This is a genomic window from Streptomyces sp. NPDC048416, from assembly GCF_043200435.1.
Taxonomy (GTDB): Bacteria; Actinomycetota; Actinomycetes; order Streptomycetales; family Streptomycetaceae; genus Streptomyces.
In genome coordinates, this window is sequence record NZ_JBICXU010000007.1 from 153,858 (window position 1) to 175,102 (window position 21,245).

Consider the following 21,245-nt stretch of genomic DNA (forward strand, 5'->3'; position numbering starts at 1 on the left):
ATTTTATCTCTCACTGAGAGGTATCGGCCAGACCGCGGAGCCGCCCGGACTCGGGAGGTGTGGCACCGGGCACATGTGGACCCCGCTGAGAACGGACCGGAGCCACATGACATCTTTCACCGGGGCCCCGCGCGCTCCACGGAACGCCATCCGCACCGGGCAGGGAAACAGGAGCTGAACACGTGCCGGCCATCAGTCAGAGGATGCACCTGATCCTGCTCTCCGCGTGGACCGCGCTGTGGTTCGCCGTGGTCGAGCCCAATGGCGGCTTCTCCTGGCACTATCTGCGGGCCGGCGGCGAACTCATCTATCAGGGCCCTTCCGGCGACGGCACCGGCGGGCTCAACCTCTACGCCCACCACCCCGAACTCCAGATGGGCCCGGTCAGCTTCCTGACGGCCGGACTGTTCAATCCCTTCCCCGAGCGGACCGGCCAGTTCCTCGCCGCGCTGCTGATGTCGGTGCTCGGCCTGGTCATCGTGGTACTCGCCGGCCGCAGCGCCGCCTGGTACTTCCTCGGCACCGGCACCAACCACCAACGGCTGCGCCAACGGGTGCTGATCGCGGGACTCGCCTTCATCCCGATGTGGATCGAGGTGTCGGTGCGCTTCGGGCACCTAGACGACGTGCTGGCCCTGTTCTTCACCGCCCTCGCCGTCCGCTCGGTGACCCGGGGCGGCGCGATCGGCACCGGGGTGTGGCTCGCGCTCGCCATGGACTCCAAGCCGACGGCGGTGACGTTCGCCGCGCTGCTCTTCGCGCTCCCGCGCCACCAGTGGCTGCGGGCCGGGCTGTGGTGTGCGGCCGTGGTCGCCGTGGCCTGGGCGCCGTTCTTCCTCAGCAACCCCCACTCGCTGTCGGCCGCCGGTTTCGCGATACCCAACCAGCCCGCGTCCGCGCTGCGCTGGCTCGGCGTCGCCGACCCCGAGACGCCCGGCTGGGACCGCCCCGCCCAGGCGCTGCTCGGGCTGCTGCTCGGCGCCGTCGCGGTGTGGCGGGGGCGGTGGGCGGCGGTGGTGCTGCTCGGCGCCAACGCGCGCATCGTCCTCGACCCCAGCGTGTACACCTACTACACGGCGTCGGTCCTGCTCGGGACCCTGCTGTGGGACGTGATCGGGCAGCGCAGGCTGGTGCCGTGGTGGAGCTGGCTCGCGCTCCTCGCCCTGTACGCCAGTGTGTTCGTGGTGCCGGACGACGCGGTGCGCGGGCTGATCCGGCTGGCGTTCGTGATCGTCTCGACGGCGTATGTGCTGCTGTGGCCGCAACGCGACAGAACCCGTGACCGGCGCCGAAAGCGGGGGGCCGCACCCGTCTCCACCTGACGGGCGCCACGACCGCGCGGGCCGGGCTCGCGCTTGTTCGCCGGCGACCCGTCATCCGGTTGACGGCTCCCGGCCGGCCGGGGCCGCGTGAGACGCTGGGCGGGACCGCACCGGCAGACCGGCGAAGAGAGTCCCGCATGACTCGTCAGACGCGTACGGCCAAGGACATCATCGCGGCGACGACCGCGGAGCTCGCCCCGGCCGCGGACGACAACCGGTTCGTGCCGCTCGTCGAGGCCGGCGCCGCGCCCCTGTCGATGCTGGCAGGTCTTGCCCTGGAGCAGCGCCACATCATCGCTTCCGACCGGCGGGCCTTCACGTTCCTTGCCGAACGCTCCGGGCCGGGAACGGCGTGCGCGCGGTTCTTCGGCACGCTCGCCGACGGCGAGACACTGGCGCTGGAACGGCTCGGGGCGTACGAGGACGCGTGCGGCCTCACCCCGCCGGCCATCGGCGCATACCTGCCGCAGGCCGGCTGCCAGGCCTACCCGGCCTATGTGGCGTGGCTGGCCCTGAACGGCGAGCCGCCGAGCGTGGCCCTCGCGCTCACCGCCAACTTCGCTGCCTGGGGCGGCTATTGCGCCCGCATCGCCGACGCGCTGCGCACCCGGTACGGCTTCACCGACGAGGCGTGCGGGTTCTTCGACTTCTTCGCCGCGCCGGCACCGGAGCCGGCCCGGCAGGCGATCGCGGCCGTCGCCACCGGTTCGGACGACGAACACGGCGAGGGCGTCGCCGACGGGGCGCACTACGGGCGGCTCCTCCAGACGTACGAGTCGATGTTCTGGAACACGCTCGCCCACTGACCGCTCCCAGGCCGTCCGTTCGGGTCGGGCCCCGCGAGCCCCGGCACAACCCAAACGGGAGGCCCTGGGCCGGGTCGAGCGTGGCCATCCTGGCGACGATCTCGTCGATGCCGGCCGGGGAGCACGGGAGTTGACGTTCGCCGCCGTCTGCGCGAGCCGGCCCCAAACGAACGCCCCGCGGATCGAGGTGATCGGCAAGGGGCTGCCGCCCGTCCTGATGCTCAACTCCACACACGACCCGGCGACTTACTACGAGGGCGCCCTGCGCGTCCACCGGGCGTTGGCGGGATCGCGCCTGGTGACGGTCGCCGACGGCGACCACGGGCAGTTCCAGCACGGCAACGCGTGTGTGGACGGCCACGTGGAGGACTACCTCCTGACGGGGGCCCTGCCGGAGAAGGACACCGCCTGCGCCGGGGTGCCGCTGCCGGGGCCCGCAGCGCGCGGCTGACGAGGCGGCAAGGAACTCCCGCAGGAGCGGGGAACGAGGGGTGCACAAGCGTTTACCCTGGGGGTGAACACATGTGCACCCCTGCTCGCGCCCAGCCGTACGGAGAGTCATGCCCCCAGCGATACCCGTGTCCGCCGACCCGCCGCGCCCCCGCTTCTTCGTCGGGGTCCTGGCGTTCTGCGGCGTGGTCGTGGCCGTCATGCAGACGCTGGTGGTGCCGCTGCTCCCGCACGTGCCCGCCCTGACCGGCAGCACCCCGGCCGCGGCGAGCTGGCTGGTCACGATCACGCTGCTCACCGGGGCGGTGTTCACACCGGTCCTGGGCCGGGCCGGCGACATGTACGGCAAGCGACGGCTGTTGATCATCTCGCTCGGCGTGCTGACCGCCGGTTCGGTGATGTGCGCGGTGAGCTCGCACATCGGCGTGCTGATCGCCGGCCGCGCCCTGCAAGGAGCGGCGCTCGCGGTGATCCCGCTGGGCATCAGCATCATGCGGGACGAGCTGCCGCCCGCGAAGGTCCTCTCCTCGGTCGCCCTGATGAGCTCCACGCTCGGCATCGGCGCGGCCGTGGGACTGCCGGTCGCCGCCCTGGTCGTCGAGCACTTCGACTGGCACACCATGTTCTGGGCGTCGGCCGTGCTCGGGCTGCTCGACATCGCCCTGGTGTTGTGGTGCGTGCCGGAGTCGCCACTGCGCTCGCGCGGCCGGTTCGACGCGGTGGGCGCGCTCGGTCTCTCGGTGGCGCTCGTCGCGGTGCTGCTCGCCATCACCCAGGGCGCCGACTGGGGCTGGACCTCGGCGCGCACCCTCGCCCTGCTCGGCGGGGCCGTGGTGATCTGGCCGCTGTGGGGCGCGTACGAGCTGCGCACCCGCTCCCCGCTGGTGGACCTGCGGGTCTCGGCGCGGCCCGCGGTGCTGCTCACCAATGTGGCGGCCCTTTTGATCGGGTTCGCCTTCTACGCCAACTCCCTCGTCACCGCACAGATGGTGCAGGAGCCCAAGGCCACCGGGTACGGGCTCGGCGCCTCCATCGTGGTCAGCGGACTCTGCCTGCTGCCCGGTGGCCTCGCCATGGTGGCGCTCTCGCCCGTGTCGGCCAAGATCTCGGCGAAGTACGGCCCGAAGGCCGCGTTGGCGCTCGCCGCCGCCGTCATGGTGGTGGGGTACGGCGTGCGGTTCTTCACCAGCCACAGCATGCCCATGATCATCGCGGGTGCCACGGTGGTGGCCTGCGGCACCGCGATCGCGTACTCGGCGCTGCCCGCGCTGGTGATGCGTGCGGTCCCGGTGAGCGAGACGGGCGCCGCCAACGGGCTCAACACCCTGATGCGCTCGGTCGGTCAGGCCTGTTGCAGCGCGGTGGTCGCCGCGGTCCTGGCCAATGTCACCTTCCGGGTCGGCGGCACGACCGCCCCGACCCTGCACGCCTACCTCCTGGTGTTCCTGATCGCGGGCGGCGCCGCACTCGCCGCGCTCGCCGCCACGCTGTGCCTGCCGGGCGGCACGGCGCCCGCCCCCGGTAGCGTCGGGCCGGACCGCGCCGAGGGCGCGAGCGGACGCACGACAGCCGAGGAGAGCGCATGACCGAGCCGCCGGCCACGGGGGGCGACACGGAGACGGGCAGGGACGCGATCCTGCGGGCGGCGCGGCGGGCGTTCACGCTGCGCCCGTACGCCGAGGTCACGATGCGCTCCATCGCCGCGGACGCTGGGGTGAGCCCGTCGCTCATCGTCAAGCGGTTCGGCAGCAAGGAACGGCTGTTCCACACGGTCGCGGACTTCGGGCCCGCGGCCGACGCGCTGTTCGCGGCGCCGCTGGACGTTCTCGGCCGCCACCTGGTCCTGACGATGGTGCGGATGCGGCGCGAGGACCAGGGCGATCCCCTGCTGCGGGCGGTGTTCTCACTCGGCAACATGGACGAACGCACCCTGCTGCGGGAGCGGTTCCGCGAGCAGGTCACGTCCCGGCTGGCCGGTCAACTGCGCGGCGAGGACAGCGAGTTGAGGGCCGAATTGATCGCAGGTCTGCTGCTGGGCCTCGGCGCGACCCTCAGTCTGCACCGGCCGGGCGCCGGGGAACGCGCCGCGCCCGGGCAGCTGGCGGACCTCTACGCGCCGGCCGTGCAGCGCCTGATCACCGGCTCCGGGGACCGCCCGGAACCGGACGTCCGGCACGTCCGCCCGACACCCCCCTAGGGGGTGTCTGGTGGATCAGGGTCGGTCAGGGTGCGGCGTCTGGTGCGGTGCATCGCAAGGCGCCGGAACGGCTTGATAGCGGAGCTATCGGGGCGTTTCGGCAACGCCGCGAGGTGCCGTGCCAGGCGCCGCACCCCCGGCCATGATCCACCAGACACCCCCTAGTCATGGAGGGTGATGGCCCCCACCGGGCAGGCCCGGACGGCTTCGCGGAGCAGCGGGTCGCCGGCGCCGTCCTCGCGCCCCGGCAGCAGCTCGCTGAACCCGTCGTCGTCCTGGGTGAAGACGCCGGGGGCGGTCAGCGCACACTGCCCCGCGCCGATGCAGACGTCCTTGTCGATGCCGATCCGCATGGGCGGCTCCTTTCCGTCGGTCCGTCGCCCGCTACCAGGCGACGGGGAGTTCGACCATTCCCTGGATGGTGTCCCCCGGCTTGAACGGGATCTCCTCGGCGGGCACCGCCAGGCGAAGACCGGGCAGCCGGTCGAAGAGGGAGCGCAGCGCGATCTCCATCTCCGCCCGCGCCAGGTTCTGGCCGAGGCACTGGTGGACGCCGAAGCCGAAGGCGACGTGGTGCCGGCTGGAGCGGTGCCAGTCGATCCGGTCGGGGTCGTCGTAGCCGGCGTGGTCGCGGTTGATGAGCGAGGTGGCGAAGACGACGCCCTCGTCGGCCCGGATCGTCTCGCCGCCGATCTCGATGTCCTCAAGGGCCACCCGCAGCATCCCGTCCGCGATCGACAGGAAACGGAGCAGCTCCTCGATCGCGGCCGGCATCAGTGCCGCGTCCGATGTGAGCTCGGCCAGCTGCTCGGGGTGCTGGAGGAGGGTGAAGGTGCCGAGCGAGATCATGTTGGCGGTGGTCTCGTGGCCCGCGACCAGCAGGATGGTCGCGAAGTCCACCAGCTCCCGCCGGTTCAGCTCCCCTTCGTTCAGGCGCTGCTCGATGAGTTCGTCGAGCAGCCCGTCGCCGCGTTCCTTCTGTTTGTGGTCGATGAGCTCTTCGAAATAGTGCTCAAGCGCGTCACGGGCCGCCTCGATGTCGGCGGACTCCGGGCCGCGCAGCAGCTTGCGGGACTGCCCCTCGAAGAACGCGTGGTCCGCGTAGGGGACGCCGAGCAGCGCGCAGATCACCATGGACGGAACCGGCAGCGCGAAGGCACTGACCAGGTCGGCCGGCGGCCCCTGCGCGATCATCCGGTCGAGCAGCCGGTCCACGGTCTGCTGGATCCGGGGCCGCAGCGACGCGGTGCGCTTGAGGGTGAAGCTGGGGATCAGCATCCGGCGCTGGGTCGCGTGGACGGGGTCGTCGACCCCGAGCAGCGCGGTCCGGCGCCTGGTGACCCCGGCGAACCGGGCCGTCGGGGAGGGGAAGGCCTGGTTCTGGCGGTCGCTGGAGAGCCGGGGATCGGCCAGCAGGGCACGCGCCTCGGCGAGCCCGGTGACCATCCACACACTCCGGCCGTCGTACAGCCGGACGCGGGCGAGCGGACGCTCGTCGTCGCGCAGCGGCTGATAGGCGGTGGGCGGGTGGTAGGGACAGCTGCGGTCCTGCGGGAAGGTGACGCCGGCTGCGGTGGCGGCGCCGGCCGCAGGGGTGGCGGGATCCGCGCCGGTATCGGCTGCGGTACCGGCGGGGGCGGCGGGCGTGGGGTCGGTGGCGTTGTGGTCCGTGGTGACGCTGGAATTGCTGCCTGTCATGGAGACCTCGCAAGCGAAGGGATCCGTCGTACCGATCTCCACTACATGCCTTAGGCACCTATGACGTCTACGCGTTCTTCGGCCGATTCCATCCGTTCGGCCGAACGCTCCCGGAGCCCGGTGCGTGATCCGCCGGGAGGCGGCGCTAGCGTGTGGGCGGCCCCGTCGTACGTCAGGGGCCGGTGAGGAGAATCGACCCTGATGTCCGTTGTGGCGCTGAGCGAGAACGCGGCGGGCGGCCTGCCCGAGCTGACCACGGGGCGGCTGCTTTCGGTGTGGGAGCCGGACGCGGCGGCGCTTGCGCTGATCGTCGTCCTGGCCGCGCTGTACGCCTGGGGCGTGCTGAGGCTGCGCCGCCGCGGCGAGCGCTGGCCGCCGGCCCGCACCGCGACGTTCGCACTCCTCGGCCTCGGCGCCCTGGCCGTCGCCACCATGTCGGCGCTCGCGGTGTACGACACCGAGCTGTTCTGGCCGGCCGCCGTCCAGAACGTCCTGCTCGACCTGATCGCGCCGCTGGGCCTCGCGCTCGGCGACCCGCTGCGCCTGGCCGTGCGCGCGCTTCCGGAGCGCGGCGCGAGCCGGCTCAAGGGCGCGATGGCCGGACGCCTGGTGCGGTTCTTCACCTTCCCGCTGGTCAGCACCGCCCTGGTCCTCGCATCCGAGCTCTGCATCTACTTCACGCCGTACTTCGAGACGGCGCTGCGCCACAGCGCGCTGCACGAGCTGATGTATCTCCAACTGCTGCTCGCCGGGAGCCTGTTCGTCCTGCCCATGCTCACCGGCGAGGAGGCGCTGCCCGCCTGGTGCAACCACCCGGTGCGGGCCGCCCTCGTCTTTCTCGACGGGCTGATCGACGCGGTGCCCGGCATCGTCGTGATGACCCACAGCACGCTGATCGCGGGCGCCTGGTACCTGCACCACGCGCCCGCCTGGGCGCCCGACGTCGAGCGGGACCAGCAGCTCGGCGGTGGCGCGATGGTCACCATCGCCGAGCTCGTGTCGCTGCCGTTCCTGCTCGCGATCCTCGTGCAGTGGTCGCGCGCCGACCGCGTCCAGCGCGTGGTGCTCGACCGCCGCCTGGACGCGGAACTGGCTCCGGCCGCCCCCGTGGAGGGACGGCCGGAGGATGCGGAGCTCGTACGGCCCTGGTGGGAGACCGACGGCGGAACGGTCGGGCAGCGGATGCGTCAGGGGCGTCCGGAGAACTGACCGCTCAGTGCCGGTCGCGGCGCCTGCGCAGCCGGCTCACGATGAACCAGATCACGAAGACGACGAGTGCGATGAAGAGGATCACCAGGACGAGCAGGACGATCCCGGCCTTCTTGAAGAAGCCGCTCTTCTTCTTTTTCTTGGACTTCTTGGACTTCTTCGACGCGGTCAAGCCGGACTTCACCGCGACGGTGTGCTGCCCGGCCCGCGGCGCCGCCTGAACCGGCTGCGCCACGTTGCGCGCGGGCGCGGCCTGTTGGGCCGTCGAAGCGGCGGCCAGGGTGCGCGGCGCCGCCTCTGCGGTCACCGGTCCCGCCGCGAGCGAGGCGCCGAGCAGCAGCGCGAGCAGCACGGCCGCCCTGCGCAGCGGCCCGTGGCCCTTCTTCGGCGTGGGCGTGCGGTGCGGTTGGTTCATCGTCGTCATCCCCCAGGGAAACGTCCGGTGCGGCCGGGGCGCCGCACGCTGCCTGTATCTGTACCCGCTGAGCGGGCTCTACGCGTTCAGCGGTGTGCCGCGACGCCCGCGGTGGTCTCCACCTCGATGAGCGAGGCGCTGTGGCGCTCCGCCTCGAACGCGGCGTGTCCGCCCCGCAGCCCGAACAGGCGCTTGGCGAGCAGGATGTAGAGGACCGCGAGGATGTTGACCGTCAGCGTGGCGATCTTCACCCAGCTGATCTTCTCGGTGAGTTCGTAGATCTCCAGCGGCAGGAACATCGCCGTGGCGACGACCGTGAGGTATTCGGCCCAGCGCTTGGCACGCCACAGCCCGACGCCCTCGACGATCTCGATGAGCGCGTACACCAGCAGCGCCACCGCCACGATCACCAGGGTGGAGTGCTTGTAGTCGAAGGTCTTCTGGATGCTGCCGACCACCGGCGAGTGGTCCAGGTCGTAGTGGAAGTGGCGGAAGACCGGCCGGAACACGTCCAGGTACTCGTCGAAGAACCGGCGCACCGAGTCCTGGCTGTTGCTGAACTTCCACACCGCGATCGCCACCAGGACGATGAACACGCCGCGCACGGCCCGCTCCACGGCCAAAAAGCGCAGGATGAACAGATCGCGCAACACCTTGCCGCGCGGCACGAGCGGCGCCTCGTCGGCCGGACCCGCGCCGTGCGGAGCGCCGAGGGCGAAGTCACCGCAGCGCAGACACCGCCAGGCCTCGCCGAGACCGGTCTCGGCGCGCAACCGGTCGCGCAGCACGGCCTCCTGGGGCGCGTACGTCACATGGCCGCGGCGCGCGCAGGTGCGCCGGTCCCAGTCGATCTTCATGCTCTTCCTCCCGTGAGGTCCGCGACGCGTCGCGGACCGGTGTACTCACAGGGACCGTAGTGGACCCTTGTCGTGGACTTGCCACGGGGTCGTCCCGGAGCCGTGACACGTCCGGCGCCCCGTCCAGGACGGGGCGACACGTCCGCGCCGCCGGGCGGCGGGTGTCTCGCGGGGGCGAGAATGCGCGGATGAGTTCCACGACGACCCCGCCCTCCGCCACCCGCGCCGACGAGCGGTTCCTGCTCGTCCTCTCGGCGGCGTCCGGCGCCACCGACGCGTTCGCCTTCCTCTGTCTGGGGAAAGTGTTCGCCGGGGTCATGACCGGCAATCTCGTCCTGGTCGGCGCGTCGGTGGGCGCCGGGGACCGTGACGTGGTGCCCCGCGCCCTGACGGCGCTCACCGGGTACGCACTCGGCGCGGCCGGGGCGGCCGTCACCGCCCGGCGTCTCGCGCCCGGGTCACTGCTCACGGCCGAGACCGCGCTGCTCGCCCTGGTGGCCGTCGGCTGGGCGTCCGGCCTCGGGCGCTCGCTCGGCTCGCAGCTGGCGCTGCTGGCGGCAGCCGCCTTCGCCATGGGCGTGCAGGCACGGGCCTGGGGCACCCCGACCACGTACTTCACGGGTACGTTCACGGGCCTCGCCGGGCGGCTCGGCAGACGGGACACGGGGCACGCGGACCGCTGGGCGGCGGGGCGGCTGGTGGCGGTCGCACTGGGGGCGGCCGTCACGTCCCTCGCCGTCTGGTGCTGGTCGCCCGCGGCGGGCGCGGCGGGCGCCGCCCTGAGCGCGGCGGCGCCGGCGTTCCGTCCGCGGCGCTGACCGGGCGGGCGCACGCGGCGTCGGGGTGGCCGCGACGACCCGGTCCGCATATGCCGGACGACGGACCCCGCTCACGGTGGGCGATCCCGGTCGCCTTTGGCATATGCCTCAAGCACCACCGTATCGAGTGTTGCCAAATGCCTTACGGGGCATCGCTGCCTGTGCAACAGTCGTTACCGGTCCACTTCGCCAGACCAGGCTCTGCCGCGGCCGCATCGGAGAACGTCATGCCGTCCCATCTGTTCGCGGACCGTCCCGCTCCCCAACCGCCCGAGCGGGGCACGGTCGACGCACTGATCACGCAGACCCGCAGACTGCGCGGAGGCGTGGACGCGGTGCGTCGCGACGCGCTCGTGGACGACGACGACGCGCAGGGTCGCTGGCAGCGCGCCCTGTGCGATCTCGCGGTCCATCAACTCGACGACCTGGGCTCGCACTTGGACCAGCTGCGCGAAGGCCTGACCGCCGAGGAGGAGGACGCCGCGGCGCTCGCCGTCGAGAACGCGTTCAGCCCCGGACAGCCTCCCACCGCCCTGCTCAGCCGGGTCGGCAGCGCCGAGTGGAACCTGCTGACCGACGCCGTGAGCTGGTCCGAGGAGCTGTTCGAGATCTTCGGACGCGCCCCCGAAAGCGGGGGGATGTCACTCGACGAACTGCCCACCATGGTCGTCGCCGACGACCAGGCCCTGCTCACCTCGATGGTGACCGGCGCCCTGGTGGACGGCAGGCCCATCGACGGGGAGTTCCGGATCGTACGGGCCGACGGACAGGTCCGCAGCCTCCACATGATGGGCGAGCCGGTGCTCGACGCCGACGGCTGCACCGCCTCGATGTGGGCCGTCCTGCGCGATGTGAGCGAGCTGCGGCGCAGCCAGCGTGCGGAGCGGGAGAGCCGCGACAGCCTGCGGCACCAGCGCCACATCGCGCAGACCGAGCACCGGCTCGCGGTCGAGTTGCAGGAGGCCGTGCTGCCACCGTGGCGCGGCTCCATGCGGCTTCCGCAGGGCGGCCCCGGGGCGCTCGACATCGCCGCGCACTATCTGCCGTCCTCCTCCAGCGCCCTCATCGGCGGCGACTGGTACGACGCGCTCGAACTGCCCGACGGCGCCTCCTTACTGACCGTGGGCGACCTCACCGGTCACGGGGTGACGGCCACCGGCGCCATGGCGATGCTGCTCGGCGCGCTGCGCGGCATGGCCGTGGCGGGCATCGGCCCCGCCGCCCTGATGGGCCACCTCAACCAGCTCCTTGAGACGACCGTGCAGCCCGCCCTGGGCAGCGCGGTCTGCTGTCGTTACGAGCCCGCACGGCGCAGGCTCTCCTGGTCACAGGCCGGCCATCCCGCCCCCCTGCTGTTCCGCGACGGGACGGGGCAGGCGCTCGGCGCACCGGACGGGGTGCTGCTGGGCGCCAGGCACGGCGCGTCCTACGGCCAGGCGGAGTTCACTCTGCGCGCGGGCGATCTGCTGGTCCTGCACACCGACGGGCTGACCCGGCAGGGCGCGCCCGACGCGGCACACCGACGCCGGCTGCTCGCACTCGCCCCGCTCTTCGACGGCGGCCGCACAGCCCAGGACTGCGTGCGGATGATCGTCGAGGAGTTCGGCGAGCACGAGCGTACGGACGACGCCTGTGTGCTGGTGGCCCGCATCGGGTCCTGACGCACAGGCCGGGCGAAGCCCGAGGAAGCGCCGGGGGGTTGTACGTGTCCACGTACAGCCCCCTTCTAGATGTCCGCGATCCGGCTCCGCTTCGACGGGGCCTGGGGCAGCGCCATCTGGATCTCCTCACGCAGGTCCTGGATCTTGCCGTGACTGGCGTACTGGCCGGTGAGCCGGTACATCTCACGCAGCCGGTCCCAGGTGCGGTGCGAGGAGGTCTCCCCCATCGACACGAGCGCCAACCGGGCGTAGCGGTCCGCCTGTTCGGGGTCGTCGGCGATGAAGCAGGCCGAGGCCAGGGAGATGTAGTCGAAGATCTTCGAGCGCTGACGGCCGCCCTCGCGCAGATGGAGCGCCTGTTTGGCGTGGTGCTGCGCGATGGTGGCGGCGGACGGATCGTGCTCGGCGAGCGTGCGGAAGGCCAGAGCCTCCATGCCGTGCAGGTCCGCCTCGTCGAACATCTGCATCCAACTGGGCGGCGGCACATCGCCCTTGTCGGAGACGAACAGCTCCTCCGCCTCGCCCAGGGTGCGGCGCATGGCCTGACCGCGCCCCATGGATGCCTGGGCCCATGCCTCGATGGTGTGCAGCATGGCGCGGGTGCGCGGCAGGGTCTCCTCGCCCGAACCGGACTTGGCGAGCTTCATCAGGTCGAGGGCTTCGCCGGGGCGGCCCAGATGCACCATCTGGCGGGCGGCGCGTGACAGCGCCTCGCCGGCGCGCGGGCGGTCGCCGCCCTCGCGGGCCGCGTGCGCGGCGATGACGAAGTACTTCTGGGCGGTCGGTTCCAGACCGATGTCGTGGGACATCCAGCCCGCGAGGACGGCCAGGTTGGCGGCGACGCCCCACAGGCGCCGCTGGAGATGGTCGGGGTGGTGGTAGGCGAGCATGCCGCCCACCTCGTTGAGCTGGCCGACCACCGCCTTGCGCTGGAGCCCGCCGCCGCGGGAGGCGTCCCAGGCACGGAACACTTCGACCGAGTGCTCAAGGGCGTCGATCTCCTGCGACCCGATGGGGGCCGCCTCATAGCGGTCGAACCCCGCGGGGTCGGCGTGCAGGGGGTCGTGGATACGGGGGGCGTCGGCCGAGAGTACGGGGTCGGTGTGCAGCCAGTCGTGCATGGCGCTGGTGAGTACGGAGCCGGAGGCGAGCGCGGCGCCCGCGCCCACCAGACCGCGTCGGTTGAGCATGAGGTCCATTCCCGTGAATTCGGTGAGGACCGCTGCCGTCCGTTCGGGCGCCCACGGAAGGCCGTCCGGATTCTTGGTGTTCCTGACGTCGTTCCGCTTTCCAGCGCGCCCGTGCCGGTCGAACCCGAGGTCCTCGATGGTCACGACACGGCCGAGCCGCTCGGTGAACAGCGCCGCCAGCACCCTGGGCACCGGATCGCGCGGGGTCTCCCCCATGTCGATCCAACGCCGTACCCGCGAGGTGTCGGTGGCCAGTTGGGGGTGGCCCATGGCCGCCGCCTGTCGATTCACCATGCGCGCGAGTTCGCCCTTGGACCAGCCGGCGAGGCCGAACAGGTCGTTCAGGCGGGTGTTGGGTTGTCCGCTCACGTCAAGCCCCCAGGTTCTCGGCTGAGTTGACAGTAATCCCCTGTCAGATGCGACGCGACTATTCGCCAGGGTTCGCCAGGGCACGCCAGATGGTGTGCCACCCGCGGCCGGGTGTCAGGTATGAGAGCGCCACCCCGACCCGGGGGCCGGACCTCATTCCCCAGGGTGCGGCTCGGCCACCGGGACGGGTAGCGCACGCAACTTGTCGGCACACGAAGGGATCTGTCACCCATGTACACAGCATCGTCCTCCGTGTCCACGCCGCCCCGGCCGTACCGTCCGCTGGGAGCGGGTGGCGGACCGTACCTCGATCCCACGCATGCCGCGCCGTCGCCGTACGGTGCGGGCCGGATGCCGCGCAGGCCGGGGACGGGCAGCCAGCCGCTCAGCGGCAGAATCGACCTGTCCGGCCCGCAGGGAGCCCAGCTGCGCATCGCGATCGCCTCGGTGCAGCGCATCTGTCCCGAGTTCAACGCGGTGCAGGTGTTGCGGCACAGCGGACGTTCGGTGCTGATCGTCGGGACGACAGGGCGCACCACGGCCGTCGCCAAGTGTTTACTGGACCACTCACCCGCGTGGGCCGAGCGGTTCCGGCACGAAATAGCTGCTTACCGCGCGTTCGTCCGGCACCGCCCACCGGTGCGGGTGCCGCGGCTGATCGCCGCGGATCCCGACAACTGCACCCTGGTGATCGAGCGGATGCCCGGCCGGGCGGCGGCGCTGGCGCGACACCCCGTCGAGGCTCCGCCCCGTGCGGACGTGAAGGCGGCCCTCGGCGCGATCCGGCACCTCAACGACTGGCGGCCGCCCGCCGAGATGTTCGGCAGGCCGCTGGACTACGCGCCGCGGATCTCCCGGTACCACGAGCTCGGTCTGTTCACCGACCGGGATCTGAGCGACCTGCAGAAGCTGGTGCACGGGCTGGCTCTGTCGGGCCGGGTGAACTGGCAGTTCTCGCACGGCGACGCGTTGTTGTCCAACATCCTGCTGTCGCCGGCAGGCCCGGTCCTGGTCGACTGGGAGCACGCGGGCTGGTATTTGCCCGGGTACGACCTGGCGACGCTGTGGGCGATCCTGGGTGAGGCCCCGGCGGAGCGGCGGCGGATCAGCCAGGCGGCGCAGGCCGAGGGGCCCGCGGCGCGGGACGCCTTCCTGGTGAACCTGATGCTCGTCCTGACCCGGGAGATCCGGACGTACGAGACGGCGGTGCAGCGCACCATGCGCGAGGCGGCGCCGGCGAGTGCGGCGCAGAACGCGGCGCCGGGCGTGCTCTGCGCCGGGGAGCAGCAGCGCTTGTTGTTGCGCAGGCTGCACGACGACTGCGCGCTGGCGCGGCGCGCGGTGCGGGCGGCGGTCGGCACGCGCTGACCGTCACACGGAGGGGAAGCAGGCCGCGCGCCCGGTACCTCGGTACGGGGCGCGCGGCCTGCTTCCGCGCGCCTATCGCGCGCGGACGACGTCCACGTCGGAGGCCTTGACGAAGGCGGTCCGGTGGCCGATCTGCACCGTCACGTAGCGGGTGCTGCCGGCGAAGTACGTGTGGTCGTAGGGGTAGGACGAGTCGATGGTCGGGGCGTAGTAGTAGCCCGTGGGCGCCTGGCCGCCGCCCGGGTAGGACTGGCCGGCCTTGATGGTGTAGGCGAGCGGCGCGCTCACCCGGGGCGCGGTGAAGTCCGCGGGATAGTCGCCGGCCGCCGGGTAGGCCGTTCCGTAGACCGGCACGTCGGCCAGGCCCGGCTTGGGGCGGACGACGTATCCGGCGGTCGGGGTGGTGACGCGGGTGTGCCGCGGGGTCGGGAACCACGCCTCCTGGCCGTACCACCAGATCGCGGTCCAGCCGGGCTTGCGCTCGGCGACCACGGCCTGCTGGGTGGCGCTGATCTTGCTGCCCCAGTCGCTCGCGCAGGTGGTGCCGCTCTGGCCGGGCGGGTGGAGAGCGGGGTCGGCGAACAGCGGTGCGTCGGTGGAGGGCTGGGTGTACAGCGGGACCGCGCTGCTGGGCTGTTCGGGCAGGTCGATGTTCTTCTCGCAGTCCCGGAAGGCCTGCACATTGTCCTTGAACACCGGGTTGATCGTGACCAGTTGGCCGTCGGGGCGGCCGGTGGGCTCGGTGGGCCTGCCGAGCAGGGACATGAAGTGGTTCCAGTCCCAGTACGGTCCCGGGTCCCAGTGCATGGCCGCCGTGCCGCCAGCCGTGGTGGGCGGGACGTTGTCGTGGCCGAGGATGTGCTGCCGGTCCAGCGGGATGTCGTACTTGGCGGCCAGATAGCGCACGAGCGCCGCCGTCGAGCGGTACATGGCGGGGGTGAACCAGGTGCCGCCCTCGGTGGCGTAGCCCTCCTGCTCGATGCCGATGGAGTCGGAGTTGATGTACCAGTTGCCGGCCTGCCAGGCGACGTCCTTGGTCTTCACCATCTGGGTGACGTGGCCGTCGCTGGACCGCACGACGTAGTGCGCGGAGGCGGCCCGCTTCGGGTCCTGGAAGATCTTCAGGGTGGTGGCGAAGGTTTCCTCGGTGTCGTGCAGGACGATGTACTTGATCTTGTTGGTGGCCGGCCGGTCGGAGAGGTCGTAGTTGCCGTACGTCTCCTTGTCGGCCGGGTCGCCGGTCTGCTGGTAGGCCGCCGGGACCCAGTCGCATCTCAGGACACGGGGGCATTCGGCGGCCGGTTGGGCGGCGCTCGCCGGTGACGCGGGCGCCAGGGCGAGGCCCAGGACTCCGGCCGTCGCCGCCGCGAGCGCGAGTGTGGTCCTCTGCTTGAACGTCATGGACAACCCTTCCAGCCGAAAGGTGCGGGGGCTCTTTCGCCGTGCGACGCGTGGGTACGCGCGGGACACAGTGTGACGCGCGATGACGCCTCGTCAAGTACCCCTCGCTCAGCCCGACTTGTACCAGTGGCCCAGACCTCTGACAGCGGCTTCGGCCTGCTGTTGGCGGCGGGCCCAACGGGGCGTCTCCCGGGGCCGGTTCACGGACCGGGACATGAAGCGGCCCGGCACCTCGGACGGAAGGTGCCGGGCCTGCGGGTGAACGCGCCGGGTGTGTCGCTCAGTCCTGCTGGAAGAGCTCGGCGGGCAGCGGCTTCAACAGGGCGTACAGGTCGTCGGTGATCGGCCGGTCCCAACTGGCGATCGTGACGAGGACGTTGTCGCTGCGGTCGAACTGCACGCAGGAGATGCGGCTTTCGGAGAGCTTGAGGCGGCGCACGATGAGCAGGTTGTCGCCCTGCATGACCGGCATGTCCTCGGTGCTCACGACCTCGATCGGCTCGTCGTTCTCCAGCGCCACGAGCAGCTGGGCGACCTCGAAGGGGACCTGTCCCTCCGCCATCTCGCGGGCCGGGGAGCCCTCCGGCAGATTGCCGATGATCATCGCGGGGCCGCGGCCGCCGAACAGGTCGTAGCGCAGGAAGACGCCCTGGCAGCTGCCGTCGGGAGCGGGCAACAGACCGGCGCCCAGGTTGCCGGGCCAGTCACCCGGGTCCATGGCCAGGACATCGAAGTCCGGGCCCGCGGGAGTGGCGGCGCTGCGGCGGCGGAGGAAGGACATGCCGTCAATGGTACGTGCCGCCGGGCGCCGGGCGGAGCCGGGCCCGGGGCTTCGGGCGGGTCGGCGCCCGCCGCGAGCGGGTACGGCCGCGGCTCGGCCCGGACCGGCGCGACCTGCCTTCGGTGGCGCCGTCGTCGCGGTCGACCACGGGCCGAACGGCTCCGGGGAGATTTTGGGCCGTGCTCTCCGGCGCGGGGCCGGCGGCGGCCGCGCAGGAGGGCCCGCCCCCGGCCGTGGGACGGCTCGGGGGCGGGCCCTTCGGCGGGGTTTCAGCGGCCGGGCACGCCTCGGGCGCCGGAGCCGCGGGTCTGGAGGGGGAGCAGTCCCGCCAGGCCGCCGCGATCGGTGCCGAGCTTGCGGAAGGCACCGGACAGCAGGAGCTCGACCGTGCGTTCCTTCGTGCCGAGCTCCTGCGCGATCCGCTGGTTCTCCCAGCCCTGGGCGGCCCGCTCGGCGACCGCCTTCTCCTGCGAGGTGAGCAGGTCGGAGTCGATGGCACGCAGTTGCAGCGGGCGAAGACCGGAGGCGGCGAGCTCCTCGCGGGCCCGCGCCGCCAGCGCGTCGGCCCCGCAGAGCGCGGCGCTCTCCAGGCCGCGCATCAGGAGGTCGGCCGCGTCCTGGGGCAGCCCGGCGCGGCTGAGCATCGCTCCGTGGTCGACCAGGGCCTGGGCCAGCTCGTAGGCGGCCGGTGAGCGTTCGAGCTGGCGGACGGCCTCGGCCATCAGGGCCAGGCTGTCGGCTCCTGAGGTGACCTTGGCGGCCGCGTGCAGGGCGCGGCCGACGGCGCCGGGGGTGCCGAAGCGCCGGGCGACCTCCACGGCTTCCTGCGCGACGGCGGCCGCTTCCGCCGGGTCGGTGTGGGCGATGGTCTGGGCGAGCAGCGGCCGCCACGGGCACCACATGAGGTTGCGCATGCCGCGGGGTTCGAGCCTGCGGCCCACCGCCCGCAGCCGTTCCTCCGCGTCGGTGCGCAGCCCCCGGGCGATCAGCAGTTCGCTGTATACGGTCTCGGAGTCGGGATAGACCACGGCGTTGGGCACGACCTGGCCGTAGTTGTAGGAGTCGGAGAGCTCCTGGGCCTCCTGGACGCGGCCCCGCGCGAGCAGGATCTCGATGAGGATGCCGAGCGCGAACCACTGGGCGGGGATCTGGTGTCCGACCCGGTCGGCGATCCGCAGCCCGCTGTGCACCAGGTTCTCGGCCTCGGCGAGCCGGCCGCGGTGGAACTTGATGTAGCCGAGCAGGGTCAGCCCGAAGGACAGATGGGCGCCGCGCCAGCCCTTGCGTTCGCAGTCGGCGATGCCCTCGTTGAACAGCTCGTCCGCGCGGCCGGGCTGGTCGCAGTACATGAAGGTGAGCGCGACCAGGACGGGGACCTCGAAGCCCCAGTTGTCGTCGGTCCAGGACAGCCCGCCCTCAAGGGCCTCCTCGGCGTAGCGCAGGGCCGTCTCCGCGGGCTCGCCGCGCACCATGGCGTCCCAGGCGCGCAGCCCGAGGATGTACCGCTCGGCCTTGCCGCGGCCGGTCAGGTGGTCGGCGAGCCGGGCCAGACTGCGCGAGCGGGCCGGGGAGTCCTCCTCGTCGGCGCGGAACGCGTTCCACTGGAACGTCTCGGCCTGCATCCGCAGCCGGGTGCGGGCGCTGGTGGAGTGCTTGGCTTCGGCGGCGACGACGTCCGCGGCCTCGGCCGCGCGGTCGGTGTGCGCGAGTGCCTGGGCGAGCCGGTAGGTGACGGCTTCGCGCAGTTCCGGGGCGAGGTCGGGCTCTTCGAGTGCCGCCTTGAGGTGGTTGACGGTGGTCGCGGGCTCGTTCAGGAGCGCCGAACAGCCCAGTTCGAACAGCACCTCGGCGCGTTCTTCCGAAGCGGGAGGCTCGCGCAGGGCGCGGGCCAGGCAGCGGCGGGCCGCGTCCGGGGCTCCGGCGCGCAGGTAGTCGCGGGCGGCGGCGCGCAGCTGGCGCACGGCCCACCGGTCGTTGTCGGGGTGCATCTCCAGGATGTGCCGGGCCGCGGATGTCGCACCGAGGCCGGCCTCGCTCACCGCGAAGGCGGCCTGTCCGTGCATCGCGACCCGCATGGCCGACGGGATGGACCGGTAGACGGCGGTGCCGACGAGCGGATGGAAGAAGTCGAGGCGGCCCGGGTGGTCGTGCGCCGCGGCGAGGATACGGGCGTCGCGCAGCCGCTCGATGGCGTCGGACATCTCTTCGGCGCCCAGTCCCGCCACGCCGGTCGCCATGTCCCGTCCCGCGTCCGTGCCGAGCACGGCGACGGCCCAGGTGAGCCGTACCGCGGAGGTTCCGAGCCGTTCGATGCGTTCGATGAGTCCGCCGCCGCTCACGGCGGAGGCCAGTTCGCGCAGTTCGCCCGCGTTGACGTGGCGCGGCTTGATGCCGCGGTCGCGGATCCGCGCGACGAGTTCGACGGCTTCGTAGGGGTTGCCCGCGGTCAGTTTCCAGCACTCGTGCGCGAACTGGTCGTCGGCGTCGTCGCCGAGCACGTCACGCACCAGGTCGCCGACGGCGGTCGAGGTGAACGGCGACAGGTCGAGCGGGCGTGAGCCGTGCCGCATGGCGAGCCGACGGAACTCGGCGGCGTGCCGCGGCAGTTCCTCGGGCCGGTAGGCGACGACGATCAGCAGCGGCAGGTCGCAGGCGCGCAGCGCGAACGACGTCAGCCAGGCCAGTGTCTCCTCGTCCGCCCAGTGCGCGTCGTCCACGACGAGCACCACGGGCGCGTACTGGACGGCGAAGCGGGTGATCAGCCAGTCGAGGCCGTCCCTGACGCCCTGCGGGTCGGGTGCGACACCGCTCTGGCCCGCGACCAGACCGACCGCGGGCGCGACGATGTCGTACCAACTCCCCAGTATCTTGCGGTGTTCGTCCTCGCTCGTCGCGGCCAGCATCGGCTGGACGAGTTGGCGCACGACATGGAAGGCCACGCCCTCCTCCAGCTCGCTGCCGCGGGCGGCCATCAGTGTGCAGCCACGTGCCGCGGCCTTGCGGCGGACCTCGGCCACCAGCGTGGTCTTGCCCAGACCTCCCGCGCCGGCGATGGCGAGCAGGCCGCCGTTGGGCGCGCTCCCTCCGCCCGCCCGGTCGCACAGGTCGTCCAACATGCTGTCGAACAACAGCAGTTCTTCGTCGCGCTCAAAGAGCGTCCGGCGCGGAACTCCGCCCCGGCCCCTCGTCTCCGCCACAGCGGTCCCCTTCTGGCAGTAGCACCGAGCCTACGCCCCGGACACGTACCGTGACATGAATATCCAACTCCCGTCCTCTCCTTGACCCATTAAGTTGGCTGAATCCATGGGTGATCGGGATCGGATGGCCGAGGAGGGGCGCCAGACCGTGTGGTGTACGCCCCCTTCGCGCTGTCGGGCTCCGGCGTCATGCGACTTCACCGAGGCACCCGTCCCGTTGATGATGGAAAAACGTATGGAGTTCTAAGGAGGCGGTGCCGCATGGCCAGCACTGGCAGAGTCCGGTCGGCCCGGACGCGGACCGGGCTCGTCGACATACCTTTCCCCGCCCGCCGGCATCCCCGGCACGAGCTCGCGGGGCGGCACACCCTTGACTGGCTCCATCAGTTCGGCATGCTGGCCGGCGAGCAGGCGACGGCCGAGTACGACGCGATGGGTCTTGAGCGGCTGATGGCGTACTTCTATCCGGACGCCTCGGACGCGCATCTGGCGCTGGCGACCGATCTCAACGCCTGGTTCTTCGTCTTCGACGACCAGTTCGACGGCCCGCTCGGCAAGCGGCCCGACGTCGTGCTGCGCCAGATCGACACGGTGCTGCGCACCATGAGCGACGAGCCCGCGGTGCTCGGGGAGGCGACCAACCGGCTGGCCGAAAGTTTCCGTGATCTGTGGCAGCGGGTGACCGCGGGCACTCCGCTGCTGTGGCAGGACCGCTTCCGTACGCACTGGCGCGATTACTTGACGGCGTATCACTGGGAGGCGCTGAACCGGACCCGCAACGGCACCCTGTCGCTGCCCGGGTTCCTGCGCGGCCGGCGCGACTCCATAGGCGTGCAGCCCTGCCTTGACCTGGTGGAGCGCTGCGGCGGCTACACCCTGCCCAAGGAGCTGCACGAGGGCGAGCCGCTTGCGGAGATGCGGGAGATCACCGCCGATGTGGTGATCTTCGTCAACGACATGGTGTCCGTGGACAAGGAGCTCGCAGCGGGCGATGTCAACAACAGCGTGATCATTCTGCTCCGCCAGGAGATGTGCACCGTCGAACAGGCGCTGCGCCGGGTGGCCGGCCTGGCCAACGCGCGCATCGCCCGCTTCCATGAGCTGACCGCCCAGCTCGAAGATCAGCTCGCCAAGACCGCGCTGCCCGAGCAGGTGCGCGCGCAGGTGAACGACTACGTGGACGGCATGCGCGCCCTGATGAGCGGCAATCTGGCCTGGTCCCTGGAGACCGCGCGATACGGCGAGGCGGGCATCGCGGCCGTCAGCGAGGGCCGCCAGCGGCCCTGGGCCCAGCTGTTCCCCGAGCAGGCGGCCGAGGGCTGAGCGGGCGGGGTCCGGGTCGGTCAAGGGGCCCGCGCGGCACGGGCGTTGTGGCCGAACGGACCCCTCGCGGCGTCTGCTCCTCAACGGCCGGGATGCCGTCCCCGGCGCCGCGCGCCCCGCCCGGAGTCGCCGCGCCCCGCCCGGCGCCATAGAGGCGACGGGCGGGGCGCGGCGGGGCGCCGC

The 21,245-nt window shown here is 72.0% G+C and carries 18 protein-coding genes; 10 read left to right on the forward strand and 8 right to left on the reverse strand.

Annotated elements, in window-relative coordinates:
• Positions 1-203: 203 nt before the first annotated feature.
• The 5 genes from ACGFW5_RS12210 to ACGFW5_RS12230 all read left to right on the forward strand — a co-directional run bounded on the left by ACGFW5_RS12210 (position 204) and on the right by ACGFW5_RS12230 (position 4,775).
• Positions 204-1,322 carry a hypothetical protein gene (locus tag ACGFW5_RS12210; protein ID WP_393834239.1) on the forward strand — a complete coding sequence of 373 codons (1,119 nt, stop codon included), beginning with the start codon at positions 204-206 and terminating at the stop codon, positions 1,320-1,322.
• A 137-nt stretch (positions 1,323-1,459) separates the two neighbouring features.
• Positions 1,460-2,128: a transcriptional regulator gene (locus ACGFW5_RS12215; RefSeq protein ID WP_393834101.1), complete on the forward strand. Its 669-nt coding sequence runs from the start codon at positions 1,460-1,462 to the stop codon at positions 2,126-2,128.
• Positions 2,129-2,258: 130 nt separating this feature from the next.
• The gene (locus ACGFW5_RS12220) at positions 2,259-2,579 is read left to right on the forward strand and encodes an alpha/beta hydrolase (protein WP_393834102.1); all 321 of its coding nucleotides are present in this window, start codon (positions 2,259-2,261) and stop codon (positions 2,577-2,579) included.
• Between the two features lie 109 nt (positions 2,580-2,688).
• Positions 2,689-4,164, forward strand: a complete 1,476-nt coding sequence (locus ACGFW5_RS12225) for an MFS transporter (protein WP_393834103.1) — start codon at positions 2,689-2,691, stop codon at positions 4,162-4,164.
• Positions 4,161-4,775 (forward strand): TetR family transcriptional regulator, encoded by a 615-nt coding sequence (locus tag ACGFW5_RS12230; RefSeq protein WP_393834104.1) that lies wholly within the window; start codon positions 4,161-4,163, stop codon positions 4,773-4,775. The genes ACGFW5_RS12225 and ACGFW5_RS12230 overlap by 4 nt, the downstream gene beginning before the upstream one ends.
• A 161-nt stretch (positions 4,776-4,936) precedes the next feature.
• Here the strand turns inward: ACGFW5_RS12230 and ACGFW5_RS12235 are convergent, their stop codons facing one another.
• A complete protein-coding gene (locus ACGFW5_RS12235; protein ID WP_393834105.1) occupies positions 4,937-5,128 on the reverse strand; it encodes a ferredoxin in 192 nt (63 codons plus the stop codon).
• A gap of 31 nt (positions 5,129-5,159) precedes the next feature.
• Positions 5,160-6,473, reverse strand: a complete 1,314-nt coding sequence (locus ACGFW5_RS12240) for a cytochrome P450 (RefSeq protein WP_393834106.1) — start codon at positions 6,471-6,473, stop codon at positions 5,160-5,162.
• Positions 6,474-6,674: 201 nt separating this feature from the next.
• Here ACGFW5_RS12240 and ACGFW5_RS12245 point away from each other — a divergent pair, with 201 nt between their 5' ends.
• On the forward strand, positions 6,675-7,682 hold the full coding sequence (locus ACGFW5_RS12245) for a cytochrome c oxidase assembly protein (RefSeq protein ID WP_393834107.1): 1,008 nt from the start codon (positions 6,675-6,677) through the stop codon (positions 7,680-7,682).
• A 4-nt stretch (positions 7,683-7,686) separates the two neighbouring features.
• On the opposite strand, the gene ACGFW5_RS12250 is transcribed toward ACGFW5_RS12245, so the two are convergent.
• Together ACGFW5_RS12250 and ACGFW5_RS12255 are read right to left on the reverse strand one after the other, a co-directional pair.
• Positions 7,687-8,097: a hypothetical protein gene (locus ACGFW5_RS12250; RefSeq protein ID WP_393834108.1), complete on the reverse strand. Its 411-nt coding sequence runs from the start codon at positions 8,095-8,097 to the stop codon at positions 7,687-7,689.
• Between the two features lie 86 nt (positions 8,098-8,183).
• A complete protein-coding gene (locus tag ACGFW5_RS12255) occupies positions 8,184-8,954 on the reverse strand; it encodes a DUF2127 domain-containing protein (protein ID WP_393834109.1) in 771 nt (256 codons plus the stop codon).
• Positions 8,955-9,142: 188 nt separating this feature from the next.
• Here ACGFW5_RS12255 and ACGFW5_RS12260 point away from each other — a divergent pair, with 188 nt between their 5' ends.
• A complete protein-coding gene (locus ACGFW5_RS12260) occupies positions 9,143-9,772 on the forward strand; it encodes a DUF1275 family protein (RefSeq protein WP_393834110.1) in 630 nt (209 codons plus the stop codon).
• Positions 9,773-9,999: 227 nt separating this feature from the next.
• Positions 10,000-11,433 carry a PP2C family protein-serine/threonine phosphatase gene (locus ACGFW5_RS12265; protein ID WP_393834111.1) on the forward strand — a complete coding sequence of 478 codons (1,434 nt, stop codon included), beginning with the start codon at positions 10,000-10,002 and terminating at the stop codon, positions 11,431-11,433.
• A 65-nt stretch (positions 11,434-11,498) separates the two neighbouring features.
• Here the strand turns inward: ACGFW5_RS12265 and ACGFW5_RS12270 are convergent, their stop codons facing one another.
• Entirely contained in the window at positions 11,499-12,992 is a 1,494-nt protein-coding gene (locus ACGFW5_RS12270) for a hypothetical protein (RefSeq protein WP_393834112.1), read from the reverse strand.
• A gap of 231 nt (positions 12,993-13,223) precedes the next feature.
• Here ACGFW5_RS12270 and ACGFW5_RS12275 point away from each other — a divergent pair, with 231 nt between their 5' ends.
• Positions 13,224-14,360, forward strand: a complete 1,137-nt coding sequence (locus ACGFW5_RS12275) for an aminoglycoside phosphotransferase family protein (protein ID WP_393834113.1) — start codon at positions 13,224-13,226, stop codon at positions 14,358-14,360.
• 72 nt (positions 14,361-14,432) lie between these two features.
• Here ACGFW5_RS12275 and ACGFW5_RS12280 read toward each other — a convergent pair whose 3' ends face one another.
• The 3 genes from ACGFW5_RS12280 to ACGFW5_RS12290 form a co-directional block, all read right to left on the reverse strand.
• Complete coding sequence (locus ACGFW5_RS12280; protein WP_393834114.1) at positions 14,433-15,761, reverse strand: N-acetylmuramoyl-L-alanine amidase; 1,329 nt, start codon at positions 15,759-15,761, stop codon at positions 14,433-14,435.
• 280 nt (positions 15,762-16,041) lie between these two features.
• On the reverse strand, positions 16,042-16,542 hold the full coding sequence (locus tag ACGFW5_RS12285; RefSeq protein ID WP_393834115.1) for a hypothetical protein: 501 nt from the start codon (positions 16,540-16,542) through the stop codon (positions 16,042-16,044).
• A 269-nt stretch (positions 16,543-16,811) separates the two neighbouring features.
• Entirely contained in the window at positions 16,812-19,739 is a 2,928-nt protein-coding gene (locus ACGFW5_RS12290) for an ATP-binding protein (RefSeq protein WP_393834116.1), read from the reverse strand.
• Positions 19,740-20,000: 261 nt separating this feature from the next.
• Here ACGFW5_RS12290 and ACGFW5_RS12295 point away from each other — a divergent pair, with 261 nt between their 5' ends.
• Entirely contained in the window at positions 20,001-21,062 is a 1,062-nt protein-coding gene (locus tag ACGFW5_RS12295; RefSeq protein ID WP_393834117.1) for an isoafricanol synthase, read from the forward strand.
• The last annotated feature ends 183 nt before the right edge of the window (positions 21,063-21,245 follow it).